At 37.6% G+C, this 18,306-nt stretch carries 17 protein-coding genes; 11 read left to right on the top strand and 6 right to left on the bottom strand.

What is annotated here, in order from left to right:
* Positions 1-23: 23 nt before the first annotated feature.
* Complete coding sequence (locus FA047_RS05555; protein WP_136834964.1) at positions 24-488, bottom strand: Lrp/AsnC family transcriptional regulator; 465 nt, start codon at positions 486-488, stop codon at positions 24-26.
* Positions 489-749: 261 nt separating this feature from the next.
* Between FA047_RS05555 and FA047_RS05550 the strand changes: the two genes are divergently transcribed.
* From FA047_RS05550 to FA047_RS05540, 3 genes are read left to right on the top strand one after another with little or no spacing between them, the layout of a single operon-like run.
* Complete coding sequence (locus FA047_RS05550) at positions 750-1,802, top strand: PLP-dependent cysteine synthase family protein (protein ID WP_394347556.1); 1,053 nt, start codon at positions 750-752, stop codon at positions 1,800-1,802.
* A 56-nt stretch (positions 1,803-1,858) separates the two neighbouring features.
* The gene (locus tag FA047_RS05545) at positions 1,859-2,305 is read left to right on the top strand and encodes a protein-disulfide reductase DsbD N-terminal domain-containing protein (RefSeq protein WP_136834962.1); all 447 of its coding nucleotides are present in this window, start codon (positions 1,859-1,861) and stop codon (positions 2,303-2,305) included.
* Between the two features lie 7 nt (positions 2,306-2,312).
* Entirely contained in the window at positions 2,313-4,031 is a 1,719-nt protein-coding gene (locus FA047_RS05540) for a protein-disulfide reductase DsbD family protein (protein ID WP_136834961.1), read from the top strand.
* A 192-nt stretch (positions 4,032-4,223) separates the two neighbouring features.
* Here the strand turns inward: FA047_RS05540 and FA047_RS20775 are convergent, their stop codons facing one another.
* Together FA047_RS20775 and FA047_RS05530 are read right to left on the bottom strand one after the other, a co-directional pair.
* Complete coding sequence (locus tag FA047_RS20775; protein WP_225872655.1) at positions 4,224-4,556, bottom strand: murein L,D-transpeptidase catalytic domain-containing protein; 333 nt, start codon at positions 4,554-4,556, stop codon at positions 4,224-4,226.
* A 17-nt stretch (positions 4,557-4,573) separates the two neighbouring features.
* Entirely contained in the window at positions 4,574-4,801 is a 228-nt protein-coding gene (locus tag FA047_RS05530) for a hypothetical protein (protein WP_136834960.1), read from the bottom strand.
* A gap of 270 nt (positions 4,802-5,071) precedes the next feature.
* Between FA047_RS05530 and FA047_RS05525 the strand changes: the two genes are divergently transcribed.
* Together FA047_RS05525 and FA047_RS05520 are read left to right on the top strand one after the other, a co-directional pair.
* Positions 5,072-5,674, top strand: a complete 603-nt coding sequence (locus FA047_RS05525; RefSeq protein WP_136834959.1) for a GNAT family N-acetyltransferase — start codon at positions 5,072-5,074, stop codon at positions 5,672-5,674.
* Positions 5,661-5,996, top strand: coding sequence for a cupin domain-containing protein (locus FA047_RS05520; RefSeq protein ID WP_136834958.1), 336 nt, complete (start codon positions 5,661-5,663; stop codon positions 5,994-5,996). The genes FA047_RS05525 and FA047_RS05520 overlap by 14 nt, the downstream gene beginning before the upstream one ends.
* A 12-nt stretch (positions 5,997-6,008) precedes the next feature.
* On the opposite strand, the gene FA047_RS05515 is transcribed toward FA047_RS05520, so the two are convergent.
* On the bottom strand, positions 6,009-6,731 hold the full coding sequence (locus FA047_RS05515; RefSeq protein WP_136834957.1) for a class I SAM-dependent methyltransferase: 723 nt from the start codon (positions 6,729-6,731) through the stop codon (positions 6,009-6,011).
* Between the two features lie 140 nt (positions 6,732-6,871).
* On the opposite strand from FA047_RS05515, the gene FA047_RS05510 reads away from it, so the two are divergent.
* Positions 6,872-7,393, top strand: coding sequence for a porin family protein (locus tag FA047_RS05510; protein WP_169304319.1), 522 nt, complete (start codon positions 6,872-6,874; stop codon positions 7,391-7,393).
* 328 nt (positions 7,394-7,721) lie between these two features.
* The gene (locus FA047_RS05505; protein ID WP_225872641.1) at positions 7,722-8,780 is read left to right on the top strand and encodes a patatin-like phospholipase family protein; all 1,059 of its coding nucleotides are present in this window, start codon (positions 7,722-7,724) and stop codon (positions 8,778-8,780) included.
* Between the two features lie 425 nt (positions 8,781-9,205).
* Here FA047_RS05505 and FA047_RS05500 read toward each other — a convergent pair whose 3' ends face one another.
* The gene (locus FA047_RS05500) at positions 9,206-9,784 is read right to left on the bottom strand and encodes a hypothetical protein (protein ID WP_136834955.1); all 579 of its coding nucleotides are present in this window, start codon (positions 9,782-9,784) and stop codon (positions 9,206-9,208) included.
* Positions 9,785-9,926: 142 nt separating this feature from the next.
* Complete coding sequence (dinB, locus tag FA047_RS05495; protein ID WP_136835160.1) at positions 9,927-11,006, bottom strand: DNA polymerase IV; 1,080 nt, start codon at positions 11,004-11,006, stop codon at positions 9,927-9,929.
* A gap of 82 nt (positions 11,007-11,088) precedes the next feature.
* Between dinB and FA047_RS05490 the strand changes: the two genes are divergently transcribed.
* From FA047_RS05490 to FA047_RS05475, 4 genes are all read left to right on the top strand, one after another.
* The gene (locus tag FA047_RS05490; RefSeq protein WP_136834954.1) at positions 11,089-11,343 is read left to right on the top strand and encodes a hypothetical protein; all 255 of its coding nucleotides are present in this window, start codon (positions 11,089-11,091) and stop codon (positions 11,341-11,343) included.
* 135 nt (positions 11,344-11,478) lie between these two features.
* Complete coding sequence (locus FA047_RS05485; protein WP_136834953.1) at positions 11,479-12,330, top strand: HD domain-containing protein; 852 nt, start codon at positions 11,479-11,481, stop codon at positions 12,328-12,330.
* A gap of 397 nt (positions 12,331-12,727) precedes the next feature.
* Positions 12,728-16,594, top strand: a complete 3,867-nt coding sequence (locus FA047_RS05480) for a TIM-barrel domain-containing protein (RefSeq protein ID WP_136834952.1) — start codon at positions 12,728-12,730, stop codon at positions 16,592-16,594.
* A 12-nt stretch (positions 16,595-16,606) separates the two neighbouring features.
* On the top strand, positions 16,607-18,301 hold the full coding sequence (locus FA047_RS05475; protein ID WP_136834951.1) for a S1 family peptidase: 1,695 nt from the start codon (positions 16,607-16,609) through the stop codon (positions 18,299-18,301).
* Positions 18,302-18,306 lie beyond the last annotated feature (5 nt).

Raw genomic sequence — 18,306 nt, 5'->3', positions numbered from 1 at the left:
ATTAATGGTCATCCTTCTTTATATTACAAAGGATAAGCGGTCTCGCTTTTTGTTTCGGACAATACAAAGAAACTTTGAACAGTGCTTATGTTAGGCAGTGTTGCCAACTTATTACGGAGGAATAAATGATAGGAGTCCATATCGCTTGTAGCTATACGGAGGATAAAGTCAAATGCTCCCGTCATTTGAAAACACTCCATAACTTCACTAAATTTTGCGACATCATTCTCAAAAGCGTACAATGTACTGGCTGTATGTTCTTTTAAAAGGACTTGTGAAAATGCAATAAGATTTTTATTGATTTTCTTCCTGTCGAGAATTGCCACAATACGTTTAATATAACCCTGTTCTTTTAACCTTCTTATCCTTTCATGGATAGTTGCGATTGATTTACTCAACTTAAAGGCAAGTTCCTTATTCGTAAGGGTAGCATCAATTTGTAGAAGCTTTAGAATTTCAACATCTACTGGGTCTAATTCATTTTGCATAACTTATCTATTAATTTCTAATTCAGATATTTAAGTGCTCATTATCAGTATTGTAATACATTAAAAGATGGAGGTGAAAAAAAAACTAATATAACCATTATTTAATAATCTAAACTGAAAAAATACTCTATTTAAATGCTAAAATCCGAATAATTTATGGATTTTAAAGGGTGGTATTGTTAGTTTAATTTAAAATATAGAGTTTTATCGATTATTAGTGAATCGCAAAATAGATTTATTTATGAAAATGCAAACAGAATTATGATAATGAATGAAACAATGTCGTTTAATTGTTTATCTGACGATTTAGCAAGTAAGTTCGAACATCTATGGCATTTGGTAGGTAACACTCCAATGCTTGAATTGCATTATGAGTATAATGGGAAACCTGGGAAAATATATGTTAAATGTGAACATTATAATTTAACCGGTAGCATAAAAGACAGGATGGCCTTAAACATTATATATGAGGCGTATAATTCGTGTGCTATAAAACCAGGAGATACTATAGTTGAGGCAACAAGTGGTAATACAGGAATAGCATTTGCTGCTATTGGAAAAGCTCTTGGTCATAATGTAAAGATCATTATGCCCAACTGGCTAAGCAAAGAGCGTATTGATATCATCAGAAGTATGGGAGCTGAGGTGGTTTTGGTGAGTAAAGAAGAAGGTGGATTTTTAGGAAGTATCAAAATGTGTGAAGAATTGGCTGCAAAAGGTGGTGTTTTTCTTCCAAGGCAATTTGAAAATCAGTATAACGAAGAAGCTCATGAAAAAACTACTGGTATGGAAATATGGGAACAGTTAAAGCTAAATGGTTTGACACCTGACGCATTTGTGGCAGGTGTTGGCACAGGTGGTACGGTAATGGGTGTCGGTAAAAGATTAAAAGCTCATAATCCCGCCATTACTATTCATCCCTTAGAGCCTGCAGAAAGTCCAACACTAACTACCGGATATAAAGTTGGTAGTCACCGCATACAAGGCATTTCGGATGAATTTATCCCTGAGATAGTTAAATTGGATGAATTGGATGAAATAATTCAAGCGAATGATGGTGATGCAATTATTATGGCACAGAAACTAGCAAAGGAACTTGGCTTGGCAGTTGGTATATCTTCTGGTGCGAATGTAATTGGTGCCATTAAACTAAAAGAGAAAATGGGAGTCGAACCTATAGTGGTAACATTATTATGCGATAGTAATAAAAAATATCTGAGTACAGATTTGGTCAAAGAAGAGTCAATAAAGGAATCGTTTATATCGACTGATACTAAATTTACCGGGTACAAACCTATTTGTCGTTTAAAATAGCCATTTTTATAACCAATTATTTTATAAGTTTGTCAACACATAAAAAAACAATAAACATGAAAAACCTATTATTATTAGCAGTAGGACTGTTTTTTAGCCTTTCGGCAAGCAGTCAGATTTTGAAACCAGTGAAGTGGGCTTACTCTGCAAAGAAAATTTCTAAAACAGAAGCTGTAGTTGCTATCAGAGCTACTATTGAAGACGGATGGCATTTATATTCACAAAATATGGCTGATGGGGGCCCTATAAAAACTACATTTACCTTTGCACCCGCTAAAACCTATAAGCTTAACGGTAAAACAGCTGAACCAAAACCAGTTGTTAAATTTGAGAAGACGTTTGATATGAACGTAAGTTACTTTGAAAAATCAGTAACATTTACACAGAAAATCAAATTAACAGGAGCAAATGCAGTTGTCAAAGGCACTGTAGAATATATGGTTTGTGATGATTCACAATGCCTTCCACCAGAAACTGTCGATTTTTCTATTGCTGTAAAATAATAAATAAATGACATTTATAAATATTAAAACAAGCATTAAGGTGCTTGTTTTGGGGATAATATTTTTCCTTGGATCGTCAACTCTAGTGTCAGCGCAACAAGCTGACACTACTTTTGATGACATGGAATTCACAGAAATAGGTGCAGACACTGCATCCGCTCCAGATTCAGCTAGCGTTGCAACTTCATCGACAATAACTAAAGATTCTACCGCGAAGGTAGATTCAGCTAAGGTTGCCGTTGCGTCAGGAAGTGCTAAAGCAGATAAAGAAAAGACTCTTTGGCAAACTTTTATAGCTGGTTTAGTTGGAGGCTTTCTTGCGTTCTTAATGCCTTGTATATTTCCTATGGTTCCACTTACCATTAGTTATTTTACAAAACGGGCTGGAAGTAAGGGAAAAGGTATAGGCCAGGCCTTAATTTATGGATTGTCGATTATTGTGATTTATGTAGCATTCGGGTTGCTAATTACGGTTATTTTTGGGTCTGCAGGTTTGAATGCATTAAGCGCTAGTGGAACATTCAACTTTTTGTTCTTCATCTTACTGGTAGTCTTTGCAATTTCCTTTTTTGGGGCTTTCGAAATTACACTTCCAAGTGCATTTGTAAATAAAATTGATAATAAGGCCGACAACAGCAAAGGTTTACTCGGTATTTTCTTTATGGCCGCGTCTCTGGCTTTAGTTTCATTTTCTTGTACTGGACCTATTATTGGTACCTTGCTCGTAGATGCGAGCTCTAAGGGTGAACTTCTGGGACCTGCTATCGGTATGTTTGGATTTTCATTAGCTCTGGCATTACCATTTACCTTGTCTGCTATTTTCCCGGGCTTTCTTAGCAGCATGCCTAAATCAGGCGGTTGGTTAAACAGTGTGAAGGTATGTTTGGGCTTCCTGGAACTTGCATTGGCGTTGAAGTTTCTTTCTTCGGCCGATTTGGCGTGGCATTGGGAATGGTTCGACAGGGAGATTTTCCTGGTATTATGGATCGTAATCTTTGTTTTGATGGGTATTTACTTGTTAGGAGGAATTAAGTTTGCTCACGACAGTGATTTGCCTTATGTCTCGACACCAAGGTTATTTATAGCGATTTTATCTTTCTCATTTGCAATGTATATTGTACCAGGGTTATGGGGGGCGCCTGTTAGCATATTAAGTGGATTAGCACCGCCAATGAATACACAAGATTTTATCTTAACTCCCGGTAGCACATCTTCTTCATCAAACACATCATCTGTAGATTTTCCTGCGAAAGTGAAGCATGGTGAGCACCTGAAACCTCCCGTAGGATTCCATGCATTTTTTGATCTGGATGAAGGTCTTGCTTATGCGAAAAAGGTAAATAAGCCTGTTCTGTTAGACTTTACAGGACATACTTGTGTTAATTGCCGAAGAATGGAAGACAACGTCTGGGTGAAACCGGAGGTTGGAAATCTTATTCGCGATGAATACGTATTAATACAGCTTTATGCAGATGATCGTAATATTAAAATGCCTAAAGAAAAAATCCATTATTCCGCTATATTAAAGCGCAACACGGATGATTTGGGCTACTGGAATCTGGACCTTCAGGCGACCAGGTATGGGTCTAATGCTCAGCCTTTATACGTTTTGGCGACTGCCGATGACCTTACTCCAATGGTAGCTCCTCAGGGAGCTATAATGGATGCAAAAGAATATGCGGCTTATTTACAAAGCGGACTTGATGCATTTAAGAATAAGAAATAAACATTTAGTAATAAATAAAAAAGCCTTCAAAATTTTTGAAGGCTTTTTTATTTATGAGGCAGTCTTATATGCTCAATAAACTATCCGTTTGATTGGAATCAATTTTGTCTATATGATTAAACCTTCCAGTGGCATAAACCGCAGCTAGATGTCCATCTAAATATTTCGAGGTATATGACTGATTACTCACATTTATAAAAGTACGGTCTCACCTTCAATAGTATTAATAACAGTATTTGCCACTTCTGGCGCCAGAGCTGGGCAACCTTGGCTACGGCCTAACCAACCTAAAGCATTGATTGTTTCCTGACTTACATAGTCAGCACCATGTACCACAATGGACCTTTTTCTGGCAATAGAATTATAACCTTCATCCATTCCGTCTAAACGAAGTGAACGTCCATGCTGACCATAATATACTTCTCCTGTTAAGTAAAAACCGATGCTGCTTTGAAAAGAGTTGTTGCTATTTGAAAAGTGGCTGGCTTTATCCGAGCCACTTCGCTGACCATGAGCTACCTGTATTCAACAATACTTTTTTCTTATCTAGATCTATAATCCAAAGGCGCTTTTTCAAATACAGCTGGATTTAAGCCACTTTCTTCTAAGTTTGCTGATTTGTACAGATCCGTTATGTGATTTGTATATAAACTATCCTCCGGCAATTCGGAGAAAGTTGTATTAAATGACGCTGTTGATGTCCAGCTGACAATAGTTAAAGCAACATTTACTGCAATTAAAACCACCCCACCCAAAAAGCACTTCGTCATATAAACTCGTTTTCTACAAATAAATAATTAGTTAATTAAGTACGTTATATTGAGAAGCAGTATTTAGACTTTAACAAAAAAAAGCTAAACAAAATGTATATGTTTGATAGTTAGTTGATTGTGTCACACTAATATGACTTTTAATATTTTGGTGCAAAACGAATTTGTCGTTCCATATTATCAGGGCGCAGTAAAGTTATTTATCAATAAAATTTTCTAGCTCCAGATACTTCAATGTGTTTATCTTTGTTGATATATACATTCAAGCCCATGATTGAATTTGATTTCTCAAAAGAGTATATCCTTGAAGATGATATCGCATTGGTGCGCCCTTTGCAAATGGAGGATTTGGAATACCTTGTGTATGTTACCAGCCAACCAGCAGTTTGGAAATATTCTACTTTAAAGGCCGATACACCTGAGGACTTAAAAGTATATATTGAAAAAGCACTTCAGGCACGTGCAGACGGGAAGGAGTATCCTTTTATAATGTTCGATAAACGTACAAATCAATATGCTGGTTCAACACGTTTTTATGACATCAAATTAAACCAGCACAACCTAAGTCTCGGGTATACGTGGTATGCAGAGGAGCATCAGGGAACAGGCTTAAATAAACACTGTAAATACCTGTTATTTGACTTTGCCTTCCAACAAGACTTTGAAAGAGTAGAATTTGCAGCAGACACCGCAAATAAAAAAAGCATAGCAGCAATGAAAAGCCTGGGTTGTACTGAAGAAGGTATTCTAAGAAGTCATGTGATTCGTTTGGATGGGAGTAGGAGAGATACTATAGTACTAAGCATGTTAAGATCAGAATGGGAACAAACTTATAAATACGAATTAGAACATAAAATATATGCTACAAAGTGACTTATTTCAGATAGAAAATGAAATCCAATGGGAAGATCTTGGAAATGGAATTAAAAGACAGATATTTGGATATGATGATAGGATTATGCTTGTCAAAGCTAAATTTGAAATCGGGGCAGTAGGAGAGTTGCATCAGCACCACCATACCCAGGTAACCTATGTCGACAGCGGATCGTTTGAAATGACCATAGGTAACGAAAAGAGAATTATAAATAAAGGTGACGGCTACTACGTCCCGCCAAATGTAATTCACGGGTGCGTATGTCTGGAAGCAGGCATGCTCATAGATTCCTTTACACCACACAGAGAAGACTTCCTGTAAATCTAAGAAGGGTTATTTAACCCCTCCAAATGCTGCGAAGCATAAGTTTTTATGTAGGACCTCGGTGTCCTTAAAACCAATTCGCTGCATTAGATTCAGCTGATATTTTATAGACCTTGGGGTATCTTCATAAGCAATGTAATCAAATACTTTTTGCCTGTATTCCGGTCCGCCTAACGTCTCCAGGTAATCGCCGTAATGTTTTTGGAATAAGTTGTTGAGTGGTTCAGTGTCATGTATAATCAGGTCTGAAATCCAAAAACAGCCACCCGGTTTTAGCGCTTTGTATATCTTAGTAAAAACATGCTCCCAGTCTTCATCAGTTCTTAAATGGTGAAGTGTAGCAGCAGCAAGAACGATATCGTACTGCTCATCTCCAAGGTCAAGCTCACGCATATCAAGCTGGATTGTAGTTACCTTTCCCGTTGTTTCTTTCGAAACACGCTCCTTGGCTCTTTCAAGCATAGGCAAACTCAGATCATTTAAAGTGCAGTTTAGATTATGGATCTTACTCAGCATTTTTAAAGTATAATTTCCAGCACCACAACCAATATCCAATAGCTCCTTTGCGTCCGGAGCTATGAATTTAGCTGCATCAGTGCAAAGCTCCATTGTCAGAGGCGCATCCAGGGTCGTTAATTGGCCTGTATCAAGGTTTGAAAATCTTTCTACATCCTGGTCAAATCTGGCTTTAATCTCTTCGTTTGTAGCTTTGTTGCTGTAATATATGCTCATGATAATTGTTTTCCTCAAATGTGCTTATTGTTAAACACATTTAAAAGTTTTTTTATTCATACGTAGGGGTAAAATAAAAACTCGTTGTCATACTATCAAATCACAAAATACAAATGAATAATAACTTTAAAAAACAAAGTATGAAAACAAACAAATTCTATCTAATGGCTGTATTGATCTTACTATCGATCGGCGCTGCAAATGCACAATCAAGTTTTAACCTCGGCTTAAAAGCAGGAGTCAATTACGCCACATTACCGACCAGCTTTAAAGAAGTGAAAGACAGAAAAGGAAAAGCAGGTTATAATTTGGGGGTATTTGCAAAAGTAGGTAATGATTTCTATTTTCAACCTGAGCTAAATTACACGGCCTTCAAAAGCGAATATACGTATGCTGGAAATAACTACAAACCTAAATTTAAGCAAGCAAACATTCCCTTGATGGCTGGTTACAAACTGATTAACACCGAAGCGCTCAATTTTAGAATTTCTGCCGGGCCAGATCTAAGCTATACCTTAAACAAAGCAGAAGGCCCATTACAGTTTGATTATAAGAAATTTACAGCTGGTGGTGTGATCAATGCAGGTGTTGATATAGGAAGCCTTACATTGGATGCACGTTACAGTCGAGGCTTTACCAAAATAAACAAAGGATTAGATTAAAAAACAGGAATATTCAACTTATCAGTAGTCAGACCTTATGTTAAATAAAAACAAAAGCCAGGATTCGTTCTGGCTTTTGTTTTTCATAGGAGATGATTATCTGATATTTATAGAGCGTGATAATATTTTAATTCTATCATTGAAAATAATTTCGCAAACAAAGTACTAAAGAGAAGCGCATCATTTAATTATTGATAGAAGTAGAATTCTTAAAACAAAGATAACATACGGTCATTTTCTCATCAACTGAGTAAATACGCAGTTGCAAATCACGTTACTTGTTTGGGTATAAAAAATAAGTAACATATATTTACTTTAATCCCAATATATGATGAAGAAGATCCTTTCTATTGATGGCGGAGGCATAAGAGGAATTATTCCAGGAATGCTTTTGGTTGCACTTGAAGATAAATTAAAACGTGAAAGTAAAAACCCTAATGCAGCTATTGTAGATTACTTTGACTTCTTCGCAGGTACTAGTACGGGAGGAATATTGACATGTCTTTTATTATGTCCTTCTGAAGATCATCCGACAAGACCCAGATTCTCGGCTAAAGCAGCGCTGGATCTCTATTTGGAACATGGTAACGAGATATTCAAAATGAGCTTTTTTAAACGCTTACGGGCTAAATTCGGTCTCGCTGGGGAGCGTTACAATAGCGCAATTTTTGAAAACGTATTGCACAACTATTTTAATGAGACAAAACTAAGCCAGCTCATCAAACCATGTATCATTAGTTCCTATAATATTGAACTACGAAAGACACATTTCTTTAGGCAACAAAATGCCATTTCAAGAGGTGATAGCAGGGATTTCTATCTTCGTGATGTGTGTCGGGCAACTTCAGCAGCGCCTACGTATTTTAGTGTTGCAGAAATTCATTCCCTGGCTAATGTCAGGTATCCATTATTAGATGGTGGTGTATTTGCAACTAATCCCGCATTAAGTGGTTTAATTGAAGTGACTAAAGCTTTTAATCAGACCAGAATAAATGATATTTACTTATTTTCATTAGGGACAGGTCGCTCCAGGAAATCTTACGATTACGACCATTTTAAAAAAAGCAGTGCCATGGCGATAGTTCCGGCGTTGGTTGATATCATGATGAGTGGCGTAGCGGAAACAAGTGATTTCTTTCTTCAGCAGCTTTTTCATTCAGCTGGCAAGGAAAAGAATTATATTAGAATAGAACCAAGAAGTCTCGAAAGTATTAAAGAAGGTTTGGACGCAGCAAGCCCGTCAAACATAGAGAAACTTGTCGCCTTAGGTGACAGGACGGTAAGTGAGAATGAAGATACGCTCAGCCAGATTGCTAAATTTCTGATAGAAGAGCAAAAGCGTACCAGTTCTAAAATGCCTTGGGATTTCTTAAGAGTAGCGCGATAGCAGCTAGATTGAAGTAATTTTACAAGCCTGATAAAAACAGAATACAAACAATACGAAAGCAAGCAGTTTTAAAATACCCAGCAAAAATCTTATTGTTGTAGATTTTTGTCCCTTTTTAATGTTCATGATCATAAGCACTATTTTATATTGCTCAAAATTAACCATTGAGCAATATTAGATCAACTGAGAAAATACGCAGTAACCAAGAAGGCCGGATATTCCGGCCTTCTGTGGATGTTAATAAATAGGGATATTAGGGTCTTTTTTAAATAAAGTAATGATTGACTCTTACTTGTATAAGTATGTTACATAATCATGCCTAAAAAATTAATAAGCATTATCTTATTGATATATAGATGTTTATTGAGAATGTATATTATTAAAATTGTTGACTTTCTCTACACTTTGATGGGAAAGTCAGCAGTTTAGTTCATATCGCGCTCTACTTTTCTTGCGGTACTTTTACCAGGCAGATAGATTTGAAAACCGACACCTAAACTTAACTTATGTGCATAAGCACTGCTACCAAAACCAACCACACCGTTATACTTAAGTAAACCTTCCAGTCCAATAGAAGGAGTAACGAAATAAGTAAAACCAGGCCCAAAACTGATTCCAAGCCCATTGGTAGACCCACCTTGGGCTGGGTTCACACCATTAATCCCTACGGTAGCTTCACCAAAGAAACGAGAATTATTCACTACTTCATTAGCACCTGTAGCTCCATAATATCTACCCAAAGCACCTATTCCATAGTTGATATCAGTGCCGCCACCTTTTTGAGTACTCAATCCAAACAACACATCACCCCCAAGCGCCAGACCATCCTGAACAAACCATGCTGCTTTCGGATTGATTTCGAGATCAAAGACATTGGGTTTATCCAGACCAAAGTTTATTCTACTAATGTTAGCACCCATCATTACGTGCCCTTTTTGTATCTGTGCGTTTGCTCCAAACATCACCGCGATACCCAATGCGAAAGTCAAAGTTAATTTTTTCATAATTTTAATAGTTTAGTGGATTTAAACCACATAGCGTAATCATTTATATAAGTAATTAATGCAATCAATACTATTACAGATATATAATGCAATTGTTTCTGCAAAATGAAATTCGTGTCACACATAGTAAAACGATGATGATTTACTCAAATAATTCCAATTGGTAGGAGTTTCCTGATTTGGAATACATGACAAGTTCACCGAAATTCGACATAGAAATCCCAAGCAATCTTACTTTTTTATTCTGAAGATCAACGTTTTCAAGTAGCGATATTACGGTATTAAAAATCTCCTGATAATCTCCTATAGGATTGGGAAATGATTGGTTGCGAGTGATTTGTTTAAAGTCACTATATTTCAATTTGAGTGTTATTGTTCGTCCTTTAAGCTCATTCTTAGCAAGCCTCAAAGAGACCTTGTCTGCTAATTTACTGAGCTCCGTATGCATCTCTTCAGGCGTAATCAGATCATGTTCAAATGTGTCTTCGGCAGCAAGGGATTTAATTGTCCTTTCGGATTTGACCGTCCGTTCATCAATGCCTCTTACAATTTTGAAATAGAATTTGCCGCTCTTTCCAAAATACCGAACTAGATCATCTTCCGATAGCTTTTTAAGATCAGCTCCCGTATTTAAGCCCATGCTTTTCATTTTCTTTGCAGTTACTTTACCAACGCCGAAAAACCGCTCCACAGGTAACATTTCCATAAAACCTTCTATTTTAGAAGGACCTATAAATGTCAACCCGTCAGGCTTGTTCATGTCAGATGCAATTTTTGCCACAAATTTGCTTGATGACACTCCTGCAGAAGCGGTAAGGTTCAGTTCATCTTTTATGGCTTGTTTAATTTGCTTAGCAATCTCCAATGCCGAACCAATACCTAGTTTATCTTCTGTTACGTCAAGGTAAGCTTCGTCAAGAGATAGTGGCTCAATGATATCCGTATATCTGCTGAATATTTCTCTAATATGTGTAGAAACAGCTTTGTAAGCATCAAATCTAGGTCTTACAAAAATTAGTTCAGCACAAAGCTGCAGCGCTTGTCTGGAAGGCATTGCAGATTTAACTCCAAATTTACGTGCTTCATAACTTGCGGTTGCGACTACCCCACGGCCATTAGGAGATCCGCCTACGGCAATAGCCTTACCTCTATACTCAGGAAAATCTCTTTGCTCCACTGACGCATAAAATGCATCCATATCAATATGGATTATCTTCCTCATCATTGATAAATTTAATCAAATACTTATTTAAATGAAACAATGTTAACTGCCTGGTGTTTTCTAGAAAATAAACCACAGCACCATGGAAAATACACAGAATAAGGATCTTAATCCGCACGAATTCACAATAGAAATTAACGGTGAACCTCAGGCCATTCGTGTTGAAGTAACCAAACCCGGAGATTATGTGATTTACATTAATGGAGAGCGTACCGGACATATCTATCCAATAATAGGGAGCACTACCCTTAAATGGAAGTCTAAAGATCACATCAGTCAGGAACTGGTAGATGTAATTGGAAAACAAATTGAAACGCTGGAAAACAATCATCTTTAAAGAATTCTACTTCCTTTATAATAACACATTAGCTATTTAATTTAGTACAAACTCCGATTTGACTAAAAACAATGCCCTAAATTACTAAAATAAAACTAATAAATTTAGTATTATTGCATGATAAAATAGTTATGTATGATATTGGTAAATGATATTTTTCACGGTAAAACAGAACTTCCCGGCATATTTGACGATCTGTTGAACTCTAATGCAGTTAAAAGGCTTGGACGAATACATCAGAGTGGTGCTATTTTTCTGGTCAATCCTAATATCACCCATACAAGACTTGAACATTCAGTGGGAGTGATGCTTCTGATCAGAAAATTGGGAGGTTCAGAATTGGAGCAAATAGCAGGCTTATTGCATGATGTTTCTCATACAGCTTTCTCGCATGTAGGCGATTATGTCTTTGGTAATACGGAAGAAAATTACCACGAACAAGTATTTGAACAGATGCTAAAGAATTCAGATATACCTGAAATACTAGGTTGGCATGGATATCATGTCGATCAAATCTTAAATGGAAATTTTCCAATACTTGAACAGGACCTGCCTGGTCTGTGTGCAGACCGTATAGACTACACCTTAAGAGATTCTTATCATGCAGGTCTGATTACTCACTCAGCAGCCAGAGATTTTATGAAGCACCTCAGCATAGACACTAGCGTCATTACGGTTAACACGAAAGAAAAAGCAGAATGGATCAATAACCTATATAAAAGCCTGATCGAGGAAGTATTTAATCACCCATTGCATGTCTATGCCAACATGAAATTAACTGAATTAATTAAAAAGGGATTGGGGAAAAATGAACTATCTGCGGATGATTTGGCAAAAGATGATACTTATCTACTCAATAAAATAAGAAGTACCGCATCTGGATATGAAGCCGTAAAAGCAATCCGACAACAAAAAGATTTCGATGCCTTTGTTAAAAAAGGGATGGGACTTAAGATGAAAAACAGGCAGTTAAATGCACTGATTTAATTCACATTCAGGATCTTAGTGATGTCCTGAATGTGGAGTTTTGTTTTTTCTGATGAATGACAAATAAAATGCAGTAGCAAGGATAATAACTACTAATCCTAGTAAAACAAGCGTAATTTGGAGTCCGTGTGCTGATTGTTGATGTTCCATATTTAAAAATTTTGATGAAGGTAAAAATAAAAAACAAATTTTATGATCATTAAAATACTTTAAATGCCATTTAATCTATATAGGTTTAGTATAGATTCCTACGAGAATAATACAATTCCGCGGGAATAAAAGCCGCATATAATTTCTATATTGGCCGCTTCAACGAAAACTTCCTGAATGACCTGTGTCTGAATGCGATTTGGTGTCTGTCTATGGAGGGTTTCCGAGAAACTTTACTAAAAGAATTATGACACACAAACACTGGAAACCCAACCCAAAAAATGCAATTCTGCTGGCATTAGCACTTCCGCTGATTATTCCCAATGTTCCGGCATTCGCAACACTAAAAACACATACAGCACAAGTTGTCACGCAGCAAAATCAGAAAGTGATCAGTGCAAAGAAAATCAGCTCAACTGTCGTTGAGGTATTACTTTCAAATAATCAGAAGCTGACGTTAGATTTTTACGGTAATAACATTTTCAGATTATTTCAGGACAATGCCGGTGGCACCATGCGTGATCCGGAAGCAAAGCCGGAAGCTAAAATACTTGTTGAAAACCCAAGAAAGGCAGTCTCAAACCTAAATGTAAAGGATGAAAATAACATCGTTACAATCTCTACAGATAACATCACTGTTCAGATAGATAAGAATACTACTCTGTTAAAGATCATTAATCAAGCAACTAAAGCTGTTATATTAGAAGAAGCAGCACCGGTTAGTTTTGAAAAAGGATTAGTAACATTAACACTAAAAGAAAACCCTCAGGAATATTTTTACGGTGGCGGTGTCCAAAACGGGCGTTTCTCACATAAAGGAAAGTCAATTTCCATAGAAAATCAAAACAGCTGGACAGACGGTGGAGTAGCTTCTCCGGCCCCTTATTACTGGTCGTCCAATGGCTACGGTTTCATGTGGTATACCTTCAAAAAAGGTAAATATGATTTCGGAGCTAAAGAAAAAGGAACAGTAAAACTATCACACGAAACTGAATATCTGGATGTATTCTTTATGGCTGGTGATGGTGCTTCTGCGTTGTTGAACGATTTTTATCAACTGACAGGTAATCCCGTGTTGTTGCCTAAATTTGGTTTCTACCAAGGCCATTTGAACGCTTATAATAGGGATTTTTGGAAAGAAGATGAAAAAGGGATTTTATTTGAAGATGGCAAACGCTATAAGGAAAGTCAAAAAGACAACGGAGGCAAAAAAGAATCCCTTAATGGTGAAAAGAACAATTACCAGTTCTCTGCACGTGCCGTTATAGACAGGTATAAAAATGCCGATATGCCATTCGGATGGATACTTCCAAATGATGGATATGGTGCTGGTTACGGACAGACAGAATCTTTGGATGGAAATATCCAAAACCTGAAAAACTTAGGTGATTATGCACGTAAAAATGGTGTTCAAATAGGATTATGGACACAGTCTGACCTTCATCCTAAACCAGAAGTAAGCGCCTTATTACAACGTGATATCATAAAAGAAGTTAAAGATGCAGGAGTACGTGTACTGAAAACTGACGTAGCATGGGTAGGGGCAGGTTACTCGTTCGGACTAAATGGTGTGAGCGATGTAGGTCAGATTATACCTAAATATGGAAATGACGCCAGACCTTTCATTATATCTCTAGATGGCTGGGCAGGCACACAACGTTACGCGGGTATTTGGTCTGGTGACCAGACCGGTGGTGTTTGGGAATACATCCGTTTCCATATCCCTACTTACTTAGGTTCAGGATTATCCGGACAACCAAATATAACTTCTGATATGGACGGTATATTTGGTGGCAAAAATACCATCATTAATACCAGGGATTTCCAATGGAAAACCTTTACCCCGATGCAGCTAAATATGGATGGATGGGGTTCTAATGAAAAATATCCTCAGGCATTAGGCGAGCCGATTACTTCAATCAACAGAAATTACCTGAAATTGAAATCAGAGTTGATGCCATATGCTTATAGCATCGCAAGAGAAGCGGTTACAGGCTTACCAATGATCAGAGCGATGTTCCTGGAGTATCCAAATGCATATACGCAGGGAACCGCAACCCAATATCAGTTCTTATACGGTCCTAATTTCTTAGTGGCGCCTATCTACCAGGCTACACAGTCAGATGAGACAGGAAATGACATCCGCAATGGAATCTACCTTCCTGAAGGTATCTGGTATGATTATTTTACCGGTGAGAAATACGTTGGAAATAATATTGTAAATAACTTTGATGCTCCATTATGGAAACTGCCTGTGTTCGTTAAAAGCGGAGCCATCATCCCGATGACCAATCCCAATAATAACGTAACTGAGATCAACAAAGGAATCCGCAGCTACGAACTTTATCCGGCGGGAAAAACATCGTTCAAAGAATACGATGATGACGGAATGACTGAGCAGTATAAATTAGGCAAAGGCGTGTTTAACTTAGTTGAACTTGAGGTCGACAAAAAGAACCGTGCCATCGTGACTATTCGTCCGGCTGAGGGTAATTTTGATGGCTTTGTAAAAGAAAAAGCAACTGAATTTATCGTTAACGTAACAGCAAAACCAAAAAAGATAAGTGCTAAGATTGGAAAAAGCAAAGTAAAACTGGTTGAAGCAAAATCAAAAGAAGAGTTCGCTAGCAAAGACAACGTATATTTCTATGACGCCACTCCAAATCTAAACAGGTTCTCTACCAAAGGAAGTGAATTTGAAAAGGTAATCATTGCTAAAAACCCTCAGGTATTGGTTAAAGTAGGTGCTACAGACATTACGATAAATCCTGTAACTGCTACTATTGAAGGTTTTAAGTTTGATCCTGCAGATAGGAAACGCATATCAACCGGTCCGCTTGCTGCGCCATTAAATGCCCGCATTACAGACAAAAATACTGAGGCATATACATTAAAACCAACATGGACAAAGGTTAGCAATGCCGATTACTATGAAATTGACTTCAATGAGATGAACTATACTACCATCAAAGATACCACATTGTTATTCGAAGGATTAACGGCGATCACGCCATATACATTTAAGCTACGCGCTGCAAACAAAGATGGCTATTCCGACTGGACAGAAATTAAAGCTACTACTAAATCTAATCCGTTAGAATTTGCAATACAGGGTATTGTAGCCGAAACCAGTGTTGATAATCAAGGTGGAGCAGGAACTAATAAGTTATTTGATTTTGATGAGAGCACTACATGGCACACTAAATATAGTGCCAAAGCAGTTCCATTTGATATGATCATAGACCTGAAAACCATTAATCAATTAGATAAATTCCATTACCTGCCACGTTCAGGAAGAGGCAATGGTATCTTATTGAAGGGTACAGTGTCCTATAGCAACAATAAAGAAAACTGGACGGAAGCTGGTCCGATTAACTGGGAAAATACAGACGCAGTGAAGATCTTCACTTTTGCAGGTCATCCATCCGCCCGTTACATCAAAATCAATGTTACTGCAGGTGTTGGCGATTATGGATCTGGTCGTGAGCTATATGTGTTCAAAGTTCCGGGTACTGAAAGTTACCTTCCTGGTGACATCAATAACGACCGTTTGATTGACAAGAATGACCTGACTTCTTATACTAATTATACTGGATTGAGAAAAGGAGATGGAGATTTTGATGGTTATATCAGTAATGGTGACATCAATAAAAATAACCTGATTGATGCTTATGATATTTCGGTAATGGCTACCCAACTTGAGGGTGGTGTTGATAACCGTAAAGTTGATAAGCTGGCAGGCAAACTTCAAATCAGTACTGCAAAACAAAACTATAACAAAGATGAGATTATTGAAGTTATGGTAAAAGGCGTTGATCTTATGTCGGTAAACGCATTAAGTTTTGCATTGCCATACAATCCACAGGATTACGAATTTGTAGGCGTACAAGCTTTAAATATGAAAAGTCTGGACAACCTGACTTATGACAGGTTGCATACCAATGGTGTTAAATCTTTATATCCAACTTTTGTAAACCTGGGAAAAAAGGAAGCACTAACAGGTACTTCTGATTTGTTCATATTGAAATTAAAAGCCAAGCGTAAAGTTAAATTTGAACTAAAGGCCGTTGATGGATTATTAGTGGACAAGAATCTAAATTCAATTAAATTCTAAAGACAACCATTCATGAAAAAGTGTTTAATTCTATTCATTTTTTCTGCTTCATTCGCCTTTAGTGCGAAGACCTACGGTCAGTCATTTGATCATAAAGCCCTGGAAAAGATTACTTCCGGGGCTTTGTCTAAAGCCTATTCTGCCAGCGTAAGAATGTGGGGATATGACACTGTAAAGAAGCAGCAAAATAGCGCTCAGTTTAGTGGGGTAGTGGTAACTGCCGAGGGGCATATTCTTACGGCAGCTCATGCTACAATACCTGGCAATACTTATAAAGTATTTTTCCCCGACGGTCAGGAGCGAATGGCTATTGCTTTAGGGAGAATAGGCTTCAAAGAGAGACAGAACCTGCCGGATGTAGCCATGATGAAGATCATTGGCGATGGGAAATGGTCTTTCGCAGAAATGGGTTGGTCATCGAGTCTCAGGAAAAATCAACCATGCCTCAGTATCGCTTATCCGGAAACATTAAGCCAGCCTAAGCCAAGTGTAAGATTTGGTCGGATTTCTGTGCCCATGACCCAGTGGGGTTTCGTGCAGTCTACCTGCAAAATGGAACCCGGCGATTCCGGAGGTCCTTTATTTGACTATATGGGACGCGTTATAGCGCTTCATAGCCGAATAGATAAACCTGAAGATGTTAACTTTGAAGTACCCGTCGATCTGTATAGAAAATATTGGACTGCTCTAAATAAACCAATAGACTACGAGAAACTACCAACCGAAGAAGACGATGTTTTATCAGATCCTCTAGCTAGCAATATCATAAGCATACCCGCATTAGAAAAAATAGGTGATCAATTTTTGAGTCTGGAATCCAAATTCAAAGGAACAAGTTTAGTTGTTAAAAGTATACTTAATGGCAAAGAACAACAAGCCTCAGGCACCTTATTCATGCTAGATAAATTGCCTTTAAAAAGCGGTACCAAAAGTGGTAGTTTTGTTATTAGTAAAAGTACATTGATTGGCAACAACCCTATGATCGATCTCGGTTCAGGAAAGTTTATAAAGGCCGATATCGTTGCCCGTGATAAAAGCAACGACCTTGTATTACTTCAATTACCCAAGAAACTCAAAACAGGTATTACAGCGGGGATGCTAAAGGATACATTGGCTATTCAATTCAATGAACTTGGAAAGTTTCTGCTTTCGGCTCTACCTGGCCAAAATAGCAGGGTGAGCGTACTTGGTAGTCAATTCTTCTCGTTGCCTCGGAAATTTAGTTCTGGTTATTTTGGTGCAAATGCGAATTTCATCAATCAACAAATTATCTTAACACGGATTACGCCAGGTAGTCCGGCTGCAGAGAAATTAGAAATACAAGATCAGATCACTGGTATTAATGGTACTCCGATTAGTCAGCCGCCACAATATGGTGCTGAGATCATGAAATATGCCCCGGGTGATACAATTTCTATTCAGGGTATACGCAAAGGTGTGCCGTATAGTCTTCCCGTAGCACTCACTGTTGTGCCGGTAAGAGGCAATCATCCGGCTGATAAAATTGAAGGGGGCAAAAGTATCAGGCTCGATGATTTTAAGAGCGTATTTACACATGATGCTGCAATTTCTGCATTAGAGTGTGGAGGACCAGTATTTGATACCTATGGCAGGTTTTACGGAATTAACATCGCCAGGTTTAGCAGAACAAGTATTTTAGCTATACCAACAGGTGTGATATATGACTTTATAGAAGATTCATTATAGAAAGC

Origin of the sequence: Pedobacter frigoris, from assembly GCF_005116445.1 — a bacterium.
GTDB lineage: Bacteria > Bacteroidota > Bacteroidia > Sphingobacteriales > Sphingobacteriaceae > Pedobacter > Pedobacter frigoris.
This window is presented reverse-complemented; position numbering and strand designations above follow the sequence as displayed.